The organism is Lacinutrix salivirga (genome assembly GCF_053604675.1).
In genome coordinates this window covers 230,827-243,384 of record NZ_JBSHNP010000141.1, presented here as the reverse complement: position 1 = coordinate 243,384, position 12,558 = coordinate 230,827, and the positions used below count along the sequence as shown (strand labels likewise).

The following is a 12,558-nucleotide window of genomic DNA, read 5'->3' as shown; positions in this document are numbered from 1 at the left end:
ATTATACTAATCTTGGATAATTTAGTACAAGCTGTTGATTTTTAATCTATAAAACCTGAGACTGTTTACTATAAAAAGCGTCCTGTTGCTTTTTCATTAAATTTCGAGCTAGTTTTGTTTTATACTCTAAAAGATCTTCCTCTTTGGCTATGGTTCCATACACTTTATCATTTAGTATCGTGTCTGCTTTAAGTAACTCTTTTCTTTGGTTTACTTGTTGCTCTGTCCACGTTTTTAAAGCCGTTTCTTGTGCTTCTAATTTAAAATCATATTCGCCTTTTGGAGATAATAATTTTGCAATTATTGGAGAGGTTTCTATTGCTAAGAATAATAAAAATATAAAAAACGAAGGTAGCCAAGGCAGTGTGTTAAGTGCAGTAATACGAGCCATTAAACCATCAAAACCATCAATTATTGGTTGCGTGGTTGCAACTTGAGTGGCGTAATCATTTTCTAGTTGAAGTAATTGCGTCTCTAAAGCTTCAATTTTAGTGGTATTGTTTGTTTTTAGTTGTTGTAATTCTGCTAAAGCAGCATCGTGTTTTTCTCTTTTTTCTTTATAAACAGGACCTTTTCCTAGTTTGTTTGTTCCAGAGGTACCTTCAGCTTCAGTAATATAAATATCATAAAGCGCATTGACTTCATTTTCTTTAGTGATTATTTGAGTTTTTAATGCTTCGATATCACTATTTAAAGCGCTTTCTTTTGGTGAGAATTGTAATGCAATTTGATCTTTGTTATCCAAAGTCATTTGGTTCTTTTCGGTTAAAAGCACCTGATTAATTTCTTTTTCAAAAATCTTTAGTTCTAGTGGTTTGGAGATTACAATAGCAATAATAACTGCTAAAATAAGGCGTGGTGTTGCTTGTAGTAATTCATCTAAAAAACTATTTCGTTTTTTAATTGTGGAGACAATAAAACGGTCTAAATTAAAAATAAGTAAGCCCCAAACTATACCAAAAGCTATGGCAGTAAAATAGTTGTCGAATACAGTAAATAAAGCATAACTTGAAGCTATAAATGCCATTAAAGCCGTAAAAAATACTGTGGCTCCAATACCTGCGAATTTATTTTGTTCGCCATTGGAAGCTTCTTTTAAAATTGTGGTGTCTGCACCAGAACAGATAATGAAAAATTGTTTTAGCATGATGTGTTGATTTTGATTGATGATTAGACTATTAGAACGCTAAAAGGTGTTTATTGTTACATTATTTAACAAAAAAAGACCTGTTAATTTTTTAAAATTTAACAGGTCTGAATTAATTTTTTTAATATGATTTTAATTTTTAATCACTTTTCCATTAATAGTTTTAATTCCTTTTTTAGATAAATGTACAGTGCCTTTGCTATTATCTCTATGTATAGATACATTTAATTTAGGATTTTCATCAATTAATTTTATGGCTTTTTGTTCTGAAATTTTCTCGCCTTCATAATAAAACATTGTACCATTGGCTTCCATGCCAACAAAACGCTCTGAAAGTGGTAAACGACTATTTCTATTTCTTAACGCTTCCTTTCTTTCCATTAAAGCTTGTTTTCTCATTGTTTTTCTTTGGTTTAGCGCTTGCTTTCTCTCTTCCATAGCTTTACCACGTTCTACGGTTATAGATCTGTTATTTCTATTAATTGGATTTGTAGATAGGCTTACTGTGGACTTTCCATTATCTGTATGCGAACTTATGTTAATTTTAGTGTTGTTTTTAACAATAGCAATTGCTTTATCAGAAGTTATAGACTCTCCATTATAATAGAAATTAGCTCCTTTTTTTGCCATTAATACCACATGATCTATTGTTGACATTGGAGGTGGAGGAGGAGGAATTGTTGAATCCATCTTATCGTTGCCAGTTTTTTTAAATTCGCTAATTATTTTATTGTCTTTATAAACTTTAGTAATGTTTTGTCCTTTTACAACTTTATCTCCTTCGGTTTGTTTGTTGGAAATCTTTTTGCCACTGCTATCTACCAAAACTCCCCAACGATTGTAATATTTTGTTTTTCCATCTGAAACAATATAAAAGTGTGTTTCGCCATTAATGTCGATGTAGCCAGACTCAGTGTCACCTTCGTTTTTTGGAGTTGATGTAGGAGGTGGAGGAGGAATATTCGATTTATCACCTTTTCTCACTTTTGGTGGAGCAGGAGGTGGAGGAGGTAAGGGCGATTGTTCTCCCTTTTTTACTGTTGGTGAATGAGAATAATTAGGATCGTTTTTATCTACTAAAGTAATTAGTATTGGAGAGAATTTTTGTTTCCCAGCTTTAATATCAAAAAGCTGAACGATGGATCCATTAACTTCTTGTTTTAAGTTGTTTCTTGCTGTAGAATTTAATCTGTTTCCTTTTATTGATTCTGTTTTTTTACCTTTAAATTTAATTTTGAAAGCTGTAATGTCTTTATTTGTAGTTGTAGAAAGTATAAGGTTTTCAATACTTTTTTTAGATAAATTAAGTTGGCAGCCATCGCATTCTATTCCGTTAACTAGGATTTTTGTGTTTTGATGGTTTGTATTTACAATTGCAAAAGGAGTGTTACCTTTTGATCTAACTACTTCTTGATTGTAAGCTACAATCCGATGGAAGCCATACTCTTGAACAGAATTAAATATAAACCATACTTCTTTATCAGAAATGTCTTTTGGACTATTAACATGAATATTTATGATGTTGTTTCTTATTTCAGGTGTAATGTCTTGATGTAATCTATTAATTACGTTTAGAAAGCTGGTTTTGGTAGCTTTAATTCCATCAATTTTATAAGTTCCGTCTTTAAATACCTCTATGTTAATGCTTCTTGCTGTGTGCGTTGAAGTTAAAATAGTATTGGCGTCTGACTTCATTTTAGGAACAATTTCTTCCTCAACCTCTTTTGTGGTACTAAATCCGTAAACTAATAACGCTAATAATGGCAATATTAGAAAGCTTCTAAGCCAAGTCGCTTTTTTTGATGTTTGTGTTTTCATAATTGTAAATCGTTTTTTGATGGATGAATAATTGATTGCATTTACTAATGCTAACTCCTGTTGGTTTGATGAGAACGCTAACAAGGTATGTTGGTATTTAGAGGTTGCAAAACCTTGCTTTAAAACAGCTTGATCTGCCAGAAACTCGTGATTAAGTTTAATGTCTTTTTTAATAAAATAAAGTAAGGGATTAAACCAAAAAACAATTTGTAACACCTCTATAAATAGAATATCTAAACTGTGTTTTTGCCTAGCATGTGTTTGCTCGTGCAGTAAGACTTCCTGAGGAATGGCATTATTTTTAAATAATTTTTTATCTAAAAATATGAAATGTAGAAACGTATGCGGAATTGTTAATTTTTGAAGCAATACGTTAACATAAGAACGTTGCTTTTGCTTCTCGTTGCTATTAATTTTAGAAATTATTTTATATAAATTGTGACTAAACCGAATAGTAAACACCAAAACACCTAAGGCATAAATACTCCATAAAATTATTGGTAAATAATGTGTTGGTTCAGTGTTGGTAATAGCTTCCGGAATATGATTTGGCGTTTGAAATGTGCCTAAATTAAGTGTATTACTAGTTACAACAGGTTCTATATACTCAATAAATGTTATAAATGGAATGCCTGCAGATGCAATTAAAGCAGCCAAAAGATAAAAACGCTTAAACTTATGTATGGTTAATTTTTCTAAAGCTAATTTGTAAAATAGCATTAAAATAGCCAAACAGCTTGCAGATTTTAAAAGCAGGATTACCATGATTATTTGTTTTTAATTTCGTTATCTATAATAGCGCGTAATTCTTGTAACTCTACTTTAGTAAGGTTAGTTTCTTTTGTAAAAAAAGAAGCAAATTGTGTACTACTATCGTTAAAAAAGTTTTTAATTAATCCGTTAACGTGCTTAGAGAAATAGTCCTTTTTTTGCACTAATGGGTAATACTCTCTTGAGTTTCCAAACAAATTATAGGCAATAAACCCTTTGTCTGTCATACGTTTTAATAAGGTGGCAACAGTAGTTGTTGCTGGTTTTGGATCTGGGTAAGCGTCTAGCAAATCTTTCATAAACGCTTTTTCTAGCTTCCAGAGATGGTTCATTAAATCTTCTTCGGTTTTTGATAATTGCATTGTTCTACATTATTAGAATGTACTCTACAAATGTAGAGCAATATTTTAAATTAACAAATTATTATTCATTTTTTTTGCGAATCGGTTACCTTTGTAAGTATAGTTTACAGCTTTTTGTGTTATGAAAAAATTGATTTTTAGTGTTTTAGGGAGTTTTGTTTTTGTGTTTTCTGCATTAGGACAAACTATTGGAGAGGTTATCAATGAAGTGAATTTAGATTCGCTTCAATTAACATTAAGAGAATTTACTGGCGAACAAGCTACAATTGTAAATGGGAGTACTGTTACAATTACTAGTAGAGTACAAGCTAATAATGAGTTAGCCGCAGATTATTTATACGAAAAACTCGATAAGCTAGACAACCTCACTGTAACTAACCAATTAATTAATGGAGAAGCAGGAAGAAGAAATGTAATCGCTACACAAATAGGAAAAACAAACCCAAATAATATATATATAATTTGTGCACATTACGATTCTGTAGCAGATTACTGTGCAGATGATAATGCCAGTGGAACTGCAGCAATTTTAGAGATTGCAAGAATTTTATCCAAACAATGTTTAGATAATACCCTTGTTTATGCACTTTGGGACGAAGAAGAAAACGGATTGGTAGGCTCTGCTTACTACGCTAACCAAGCGCAAGCCAATGGAGACAATATTTTGGGTGTTTTAAATATTGATATGATGGGTTACGATGGTAATAACGATAATGATTTTGATATAGATGTTAGAGATATTGCTAATTCTTTGAGTATGAAGGACGATATTATAGCTATTTTAAACACGCCTGCTTATGGATTTAATTTAAATGTAAACGTTGTAAACCCAGGAACTACAGCTAGTGACCATTCTAGATTTTGGAACAGAGGTTATAGCGCAGTTTTGGTTGGAGAATCTTGGGAAACAAACGATCAAACGCCGTTTTACCATAGTTCTAACGATAGATATAACACTTTAAATTTCCCTTATTATCATGAGCTTTCTAAATTAATTATGGGTTACATGGTTACTAAAGCAGGTCTTGTTAATGTAGATAATACTGTAACACAAAACAGTACCTCTCTAATAGCTAACCAAAATTCTGCAAGTTACCAATGGATAAATTGTGATACAGGAATGCCTATTTCTGGAGCCACAAACCAAACGTATTCACCAACCAACACTGGTAATTATGCTGTTGAAATTGTTTCTGGCTCTTGTACAGAAGTGAGTGAGTGTTATAATTTTAATAGTTTAAGTGTTGATTTATTTAACGATAATGAAATTAAAATATTTCCAAATCCTACTAAAGGTCAACTTACTATTGAAACTTTTTTAGCTGATAATGTTGATTTAAAAATTTACGATATTACTGGTAAATTGCTTATTAAGACAAAGATAGAAAGCAATTTTAAAGTTTTAAATATTAGTAATTTACAAGCTGGTGTTTATTTTATTGAAGCTAAAACCAACACAAAGTCTGGCACTTATAAAGTTGTTAAGGAGTAAGTTGAAAATAATTTGAAAATAATTTAAATAGAGCTCTATTAGTGTTTTTGCAACGTGTTAGTGGTAGTAATGGCATCCTTTATTTTGCTGCCATATATGGCAAAATAAAGATATAATGGATGGCACGACCACCTTTTGCCACTTTAAAGCAAAAGGTGGTAACACCATAAAAATATTAAGAATTCATTTCGGTAAAATACTTATAAAAATAAGGTATGGTTTCAATACCTTTTAGATAATTCCAAACACCAAAATGTTCGTTAGGTGAGTGAATGGCGTCACTATCTAAACCAAATCCCATTAATATTGTTTTGCTTTTTAACTCTTGCTCAAAAAGCGAAACAATAGGAATGCTTCCTCCACTACGTTGCGGAATTGGTGTTTTGCCAAACGTTTGCTCATAAGCTTTACTTGCTGCTTGGTAGCCAATACTGTTAATTGGTGTAACGTAACCTTGTCCTCCATGATGCGGATTCACTTTGACTTTAACTCCTTTTGGTGCAATATTCTCAAAGTGTTTTTTAAATAAGTCTGTAATGTTTTCCCAATCTTGGTTTGGCACTAATCGCATAGATATTTTTGCAAAGGCTTGGCTTGCAATTACTGTTTTTGCGCCTTCGCCAGTGTAACCTCCCCAAATTCCGTTAACGTCTAGAGTTGGTCTAATACTGTTACGCTCATTGGTTGTGTAACCCGCTTCTCCGTAAACAGAGTCTATATCTAATGCTTTTTTATACTCCTCTAAAGAGAAAGGTGCTTTTGCCATTTCTGCGCGTTCTTCTTTGGAGAGCTCCTCTACATTATCGTAAAAACCTGGAATTGTAATATGGTTATTCTCATCGTGTAATGAGGCAATCATTTTAGTTAATATATTTATGGGATTAGCAACTGCACCTCCATACAAACCAGAATGTAAATCTCTATTAGGTCCTGTAACTTCAACTTCTACATAGCTTAAGCCACGTAATCCTGTGGTGATTGATGGTACGTCTTTGGCAATCATTCCTGTATCTGAAATTAGTATCACATCGTTAGCTAGTTTGTCTTGGTTTTGTTTTACAAATTTGGCGAGATTTACACTGCCAACTTCTTCTTCGCCTTCGATCATAAATTTAACGTTACATGGCAACTGGTTAGTTTTAGTCATAAACTCCATTGCTTTTACATGCATGTACATTTGTCCTTTGTCGTCGCAAGCGCCTCTTGCAAAAATAGCACCTTCAGGATGCAAGTCGGTTGGTTTTATTACAGGGTCAAAAGGTGGTGAATGCCACAAATCTAATGGATCTGGTGGCTGCACATCGTAATGACCATACACTAAAACAGTTGGTAAATTTTTGTCTATTATTTTGTGAGCGTAAATAATTGGGTAGCCTTCGGTTTCACAAATTTCTACCACATCGCAACCCGCTTCTGTTAAGCTTTTTGCAACAGCTTCTGCTGTATTTATAGTGTCTTTTTTATAAGCGGAATCTGCGCTAATCGAAGGGATTTTGAGTAAACTAATTAATTCGTCTAAAAAGCGTTGTTTATTTTTTTCTACGTAAGATTGAATGTCTTTCATTGTTTAGTTTTTATATTTTTTAATGAAATTTTTATGAGTTTATGTAAAAGTACAAAAACGAAAGTATTTTCTTTGATGGTATATTATGAATATTGAAACTATTGTTTATATTTGCAGTCCGAAAATTATCGGAATAAGTTGCAGGCGTGGTGGAATTGGTAGACACGCTAGACTTAGGATTTAACCTAATTATTAGTGTTAAAAAAATAAAATGCAGGCGTGGTGGAATTGGTAGACACGTTAGACTTAGGATCTAATGCCGCGAGGTGTGCGAGTTCGAGTCTCGCCGCCTGTACAAAAGTCGAAGAGAAATCTTCGGCTTTTTTTATTTAAAATAAGCTCGGAAAAATGTTTGGGTACAACATAGGTACAACATTTTGTTTCTTTTTGTCCATTTAATAGTATTTGATATAGTTTGATTTCTTTTGGTAGAATGGAAAAAAACTTTGTTACTCTTTTACAGAACGGTATCAATTCTTTTTTAACTTTAGTCAAAAATTATAACCCTTTTCATTTGCAATTTCTACAAGACTTATTAGACAATAAAGAGCCTTCCAATCGATGGCAAGATTATAGAACCTTTTGTGACAATATTAAAAATGTTGATATAGACCTTTATGTTAAGGCACTACCAGAATTGCTTAAAAACTTAAAAAGTAATTATCCTGTAAGAAATCTTCAAATAGCCATTACTCGCGAAGCAAAAGAGGATGCTTCTTTTGGTAAAGAAATTTATTTAAAAACACTTGAAACGAAAAATCCTGATTCGTATTTTATATTAATGGATATTCTATCCGGATTATATCATTCAGACCAAAAGTTTTCAATAGATGAAATTAAACGCCTAATCGAAGATGATAACATAAGCTTAAATGAAATAGGAATAAAATCTATCGTCAAAATTGATTTGATAGCGAAAACAACACCAAAAACATTTGTGAGCTGGATTGAGAAACAATTCAATAGTATTATTAATAATAAGACTCTTGAGGAGTTATGGCCATCCGTTTTCTTTACCATTAGAAATAAAAGAAATGAATTAAAAAATGCAGATAAAATTATAGATAAGCTATCAAGTATTAAGACTATTGAAATTCAATTAGAGCTCATTTACTTTTTGGATTACAATATAGATTTAGGCAACGAAATACACCTCTTTAAAAAATATCTTCCATTGTTGCTTCACATTGATATAGAACATGCAGGAGCGTATAATCAATTGGCTTATCGATTGGAAAATATGGCTAAAACCAATTTAGATTTGGTAGTTGGTTTTATTACAGATTGGGTAGGGATAAGTCCAAAAAATGCTAGAAAAATAGAATATTTCAGCCATTTGCTGAATACACTTTGCGATGATTTTTATTCAGATTTCCAAAAGCTATATACAAATTGGTTAAATAAAGACAATCCAAATTTTCATATTGCCATTTTTGAAATGAATAGTGCTAGATATATGAGAGATTTATCAGGATTGACGGTTTCAGAAGTTCTAATAAAGGACTTTTCAGATTACGATATTGAATATATCACGTACAAAATACTTGCCTATGTTTATGATAAAGACACCTCTCTGTCTTTGGTATATTCTATACTTGAACAAAAAGTAGATAATAAAGAGGTTGTAGTTTTCTTAGCTGATTTGTTTATTAACCACTTAATTTTTAATTATTATTCAACTATTGAATTTTTAAATTTAAAAAAGAAGACGGCCAATAGGAAATTAAAAAAAATAATAAAAGATATTGTTGAAGAAGGAGAAGATAAATACAAGGCGTATTCAGATTTAGAAAACCTAAAAGAATTTGCGCCTTCAGAGAGAAGAATGATATATTATAATAAAATTCAGAATAGAAAATTTAATAAATCCTATAAAGAGAGTGAGTCAGAAAGTTCATCATTTTTAAGTATGATTACGAATATCAATTACAGAACGGGAAAGTCTACATTTTCAAAATACCAAGGCAAATACACCGAAAAGATGACACCAGCACTTATTTCGCATAGTGGCGAAATGCCAAGAGGCGAATTTATAGATCCCATAGGTCAAGCAACAGAACGGTTACTATGGCAAAATTTTAAAAGAAGGCAATGAGATTTTTACTGAGTGAATATATTAATCTTTTAAAAGAAGATAATGAACTTGATGTGTTGCTGACTGATCTGCTAGTTGGAATGAAATTTACAACTATCTCAAAGCCAATGAAAGGTCGTCAATTTGGTGTAGATATTTCAGCTGTAGGTATTGATCCAGAAGATAGTATTAAGAAGGTGTTTTTGTTCGCTGTAAAACAAGGTAATCTAACAAGAACCACTTGGGATGGAGATGTCAACGCCATACGCTCAACTCTAAACCAAATTAAAGATACATTTATTCCAACATCACTTACAAATCGTTTAAAAAAACTTCCTAAAAAAATAATAGTTTGTACTAATGGTGTTATAAATCAAAATGTTTTAGTTGATTGGACACAATATATCGACCAGAATACTACAGATGCTGTTGAATATGATTTTTGGGGTACAGGCGAAATAACTGCAATGCTTGACGACTATCTTGTTAGTGAAAAACTATTTCCACAAGAATATCAATCATTATTAAGAAAGTCTTTGGCATTTTTAGATTTACCTGATTATGATTTATCACATTTCTATACGCTGATTCAAAAAATTTTAGACAAGCAACCCAAACAAAAAAGACAAATATTAAAAAAGTTAAGACTGGTACGATTATGCCTTAACATTATATATAAATGGTCTCAAGACAATAATAATTTGAAACCTTCAATTTATGCAAGTGAACGATGCTTGTTACTAAGTTGGCACTTTATGCAAGAAGGTAATCATTTGAAGAAAAATTTTGTAAGACAGGAATTTTACAAAATCCATTCTTTAAAAAGAAATATAGGTGTCTATTATTTTAACAAAGTTGCTAAACATTACAAAACAGAGCACAGTATATATAAATACAGCAGAAATAGTCTAGAGTACAGTCTTAATGTTTGGGAAGAAATAGGAATTATAGCAACTATAGGGTTAACGGAAATACAAGAGTTTAGAATCCATTATAGAGAAGGTAATGAAGAGCATGCTCAAACATATTACCAAAGCGCTCTTTCAATTAGTAACGGATTATGTTTGTTTATAAAAAACAATCCACCTTCAAAATATCCAGAATACGATGTGCATAGTATTGAAATAGCTTTAGCACTTAACTTAATGAATTTTACAAGAAACTTTAACCCAGCCAAAAAATGGATTTCTGAAATGACTTTAGGTTTTAATAACAGATATAAAATAAATAAGTTTTTCCCATTGTTTAGAAAAAGTTATGATAAGCTGGTGGATATTCATAATGGAGATGAAGAATGTGAAATTCAGTCTTCAATGATAGTTCTTATATTGGCAGAATACACTTTAGTTTTAAAGGATGAAGACCTATATCAGTTTGTTCGCAAGATCCCTACTGAACTTTTTCCAGATTTGAACTTACAAATATGGTTTCCACTTGAAGAAATGGAAAATAAAATATGTGTTCAGGATTATAGTCGTGGCGAAGGAACACTAAAACATTCTGTAACACTATACGAGAATGTAGAAGAGTACAAAAAAGAAATGGTATCAGAAATGGAACTCTTCGGACCAGAAAAGAACTTTAAAATTTTTAAACATAGTTTCGATATTGTTGCTCACGTTGCAAGTAGGCACTACAAAAGCCAACCTTTTCCTTTAACGTGGCGAGTTTTAATGAAACAAGAAGTCTCAACAAAAGAATAGAATAATGTCAAATCCAATAAAGCAACATTATATACCACGTTCATATTTAAAGAACTTTGCAGTTGAAGGAAGAAAAAGAAATTATTTTGTCGATGTTTATAAAATGGACAATGATATGCTTTTAGAGCAAATAAGCACAAAAGATATTTGTTTTGAAAAAAACATTTATACAATTCCTGCTGAATCAGATGAAGTAAAATACGCCTTAGAAAAACATTATGCTGAAAATGTTGATAGCGAGTTTCCAAAAATATATAAATTACTTGTTGATGAAAAGGTATTGACAGTTAGTCAAGAGCAAAAAATTCAAATACTATATGTATGTCTATCATTATATTTTCGTACACCAAGAATTTTAAATCTTCAAAAAGGTATGAATAAACAAATCTTTGATAGGGCAGATCAAACAGCAAATGAACATGGTTTGATAAAAATGAATTTATTTGGAGAGAAAATGGAATTTCATATTGATGAAATAGAGGAGGTTAAAAAACAGTACGATGAACGTTCAAGAACGGCCTTCTTAGTTAACCATCTTGAACAATGGGGGAACTTTGTTAAATACAAATACGATTGTACAATAAATGTAATTAAAATAGAAGATTCAAATGCGCCAATAATTACTTGTGATAATCCAGTTTCAATTAGGCATTTTGAAACTAATAAATTTCAAGGTTTATATGATCCCAAAGCAGTTATTACTTTACCCTTGGATCGTTCACATTATTTAGAGATTCATCCTAATGATTACGCAGATGGACAAACGAGAATTAATAGACTTACTCAAGACAGAGACTATGTATTTACAACAAATGGAGTTACACAACAGAATGCTGAAAACTTATTAGTAGCATACAAAGGAGATATTGATAAACATTTTGATATTCAAAACCATTATGAAAACCCAGAAAATGGAGAAGAGTTTTTGAAAAAAGCTAAATACAGGGCAGAGCAAGCCCTCGTTTTATTTGATGTTTTAAAGAAAAAAGGGTTTGTTTCAAAAGAGTTTATAGGTAAACTTAAAGAACTTTTAGAACATCCATATTGTAAAGACGATATCCAAATGTTGAAGTACAAAAAGGTGCTATCAAAAATGGGTAAGTGGTAAATTGGTTATTTGTTTTTTGCAGTTTTATATCTAAACTTCTGTTAAACAAAATTTAGGAGTTGTTAAAATTTTATACCTTTGTACTCAATATGAAACAAGTATTCCATAAAGCAATGTCTTTGGCAATGGCTTTTGTAGTGTTACTCTCTACAATGTCATTTACGCTCAGTATGCATTATTGTGGAGATACTTTGGTAGAAACTGCTATGTTCCATAAAGCAGAAGGATGCGGAATGGAAATGGATAATCCTTCAACTGAAGGTTGTTCTATTACAAAAAAGAATTGTTGTAATGATGAACAATTGGTAGTTGATGGTCAAGACGAACTACAATTACAAGTTGACAAAATTTCTTTTGAACAACAAGTATTCATCGCTTCATTTGTTTATACCTATATTAACCTTTTTGAAGGTTTAGATAACAATGTGTCTTCTTTTGAAGAATACAAACCGCCACTCGTCATAAGGCAACTCTACAAAATTGACGAGACGTATTTAATTTGATTTTTAAACAATAGAC

Annotated in this window: 9 protein-coding genes and 1 tRNA gene; 6 read left to right on the top strand and 4 right to left on the bottom strand. The window is 31.4% G+C overall.

Going from position 1 to position 12,558, the window contains the following annotated elements; genetic code table 11:
• Window positions 1-46: 46 nt before the first annotated feature.
• The 3 genes from ACVC5O_RS14930 to ACVC5O_RS14920 all read right to left on the bottom strand — a co-directional run bounded on the left by ACVC5O_RS14930 (window position 47) and on the right by ACVC5O_RS14920 (window position 4,098).
• Window positions 47-1,147 carry a DUF4407 domain-containing protein gene (locus ACVC5O_RS14930; protein ID WP_452222270.1) on the bottom strand — a complete coding sequence of 367 codons (1,101 nt, stop codon included), beginning with the start codon at window positions 1,145-1,147 and terminating at the stop codon, window positions 47-49.
• Window positions 1,148-1,279: 132 nt separating this feature from the next.
• Complete coding sequence (locus tag ACVC5O_RS14925; RefSeq protein WP_452222269.1) at window positions 1,280-3,730, bottom strand: M56 family metallopeptidase; 2,451 nt, start codon at window positions 3,728-3,730, stop codon at window positions 1,280-1,282.
• A 2-nt stretch (window positions 3,731-3,732) separates the two neighbouring features.
• The gene (locus tag ACVC5O_RS14920; RefSeq protein ID WP_452222268.1) at window positions 3,733-4,098 is read right to left on the bottom strand and encodes a BlaI/MecI/CopY family transcriptional regulator; all 366 of its coding nucleotides are present in this window, start codon (window positions 4,096-4,098) and stop codon (window positions 3,733-3,735) included.
• A 121-nt stretch (window positions 4,099-4,219) separates the two neighbouring features.
• Here ACVC5O_RS14920 and ACVC5O_RS14915 point away from each other — a divergent pair, with 121 nt between their 5' ends.
• Complete coding sequence (locus ACVC5O_RS14915; RefSeq protein WP_452222267.1) at window positions 4,220-5,590, top strand: M28 family peptidase; 1,371 nt, start codon at window positions 4,220-4,222, stop codon at window positions 5,588-5,590.
• Window positions 5,591-5,765: 175 nt separating this feature from the next.
• Here ACVC5O_RS14915 and ACVC5O_RS14910 read toward each other — a convergent pair whose 3' ends face one another.
• Window positions 5,766-7,154, bottom strand: a complete 1,389-nt coding sequence (locus tag ACVC5O_RS14910; protein WP_452222266.1) for a dipeptidase — start codon at window positions 7,152-7,154, stop codon at window positions 5,766-5,768.
• Between the two features lie 213 nt (window positions 7,155-7,367).
• On the opposite strand from ACVC5O_RS14910, the gene ACVC5O_RS14905 reads away from it, so the two are divergent.
• The 5 genes from ACVC5O_RS14905 to ACVC5O_RS14885 all read left to right on the top strand — a co-directional run bounded on the left by ACVC5O_RS14905 (window position 7,368) and on the right by ACVC5O_RS14885 (window position 12,542).
• Window positions 7,368-7,449, top strand: a tRNA-Leu gene (locus tag ACVC5O_RS14905).
• A 138-nt stretch (window positions 7,450-7,587) separates the two neighbouring features.
• Window positions 7,588-9,249: a hypothetical protein gene (locus ACVC5O_RS14900; RefSeq protein ID WP_418181876.1), complete on the top strand. Its 1,662-nt coding sequence runs from the start codon at window positions 7,588-7,590 to the stop codon at window positions 9,247-9,249.
• Window positions 9,246-10,931 (top strand): hypothetical protein, encoded by a 1,686-nt coding sequence (locus ACVC5O_RS14895; protein ID WP_452222265.1) that lies wholly within the window; start codon window positions 9,246-9,248, stop codon window positions 10,929-10,931. Before ACVC5O_RS14900 ends, ACVC5O_RS14895 begins: the two co-directional genes overlap by 4 nt.
• A gap of 4 nt (window positions 10,932-10,935) precedes the next feature.
• Window positions 10,936-12,039, top strand: coding sequence for a DUF4238 domain-containing protein (locus ACVC5O_RS14890; RefSeq protein WP_452222264.1), 1,104 nt, complete (start codon window positions 10,936-10,938; stop codon window positions 12,037-12,039).
• Window positions 12,040-12,128: 89 nt separating this feature from the next.
• Entirely contained in the window at window positions 12,129-12,542 is a 414-nt protein-coding gene (locus ACVC5O_RS14885) for an HYC_CC_PP family protein (protein WP_203255973.1), read from the top strand.
• The last annotated feature ends 16 nt before the right edge of the window (window positions 12,543-12,558 follow it).

Excerpts from the sequence above, each read along its gene's own strand:
- ACVC5O_RS14910 (WP_452222266.1), bottom strand. The coding sequence starts at position 7,154 with ATGAAAGACATTCAATCTTACGTAGAAAAAAATAAACAACGCTTTTTA.
- ACVC5O_RS14930 (WP_452222270.1), bottom strand. The coding sequence starts at position 1,147 with ATGCTAAAACAATTTTTCATTATCTGTTCTGGTGCAGACACCACAATT.
- ACVC5O_RS14920 (WP_452222268.1), bottom strand. The coding sequence starts at position 4,098 with ATGCAATTATCAAAAACCGAAGAAGATTTAATGAACCATCTCTGGAAG.
- ACVC5O_RS14885 (WP_203255973.1), top strand. The coding sequence starts at position 12,129 with ATGAAACAAGTATTCCATAAAGCAATGTCTTTGGCAATGGCTTTTGTA.
- ACVC5O_RS14915 (WP_452222267.1), top strand. The coding sequence starts at position 4,220 with ATGAAAAAATTGATTTTTAGTGTTTTAGGGAGTTTTGTTTTTGTGTTT.
- ACVC5O_RS14890 (WP_452222264.1), top strand. The coding sequence starts at position 10,936 with ATGTCAAATCCAATAAAGCAACATTATATACCACGTTCATATTTAAAG.
- ACVC5O_RS14895 (WP_452222265.1), top strand. The coding sequence starts at position 9,246 with ATGAGATTTTTACTGAGTGAATATATTAATCTTTTAAAAGAAGATAAT.
- ACVC5O_RS14925 (WP_452222269.1), bottom strand. The coding sequence starts at position 3,730 with ATGGTAATCCTGCTTTTAAAATCTGCAAGCTGTTTGGCTATTTTAATG.
- ACVC5O_RS14900 (WP_418181876.1), top strand. The coding sequence starts at position 7,588 with ATGGAAAAAAACTTTGTTACTCTTTTACAGAACGGTATCAATTCTTTT.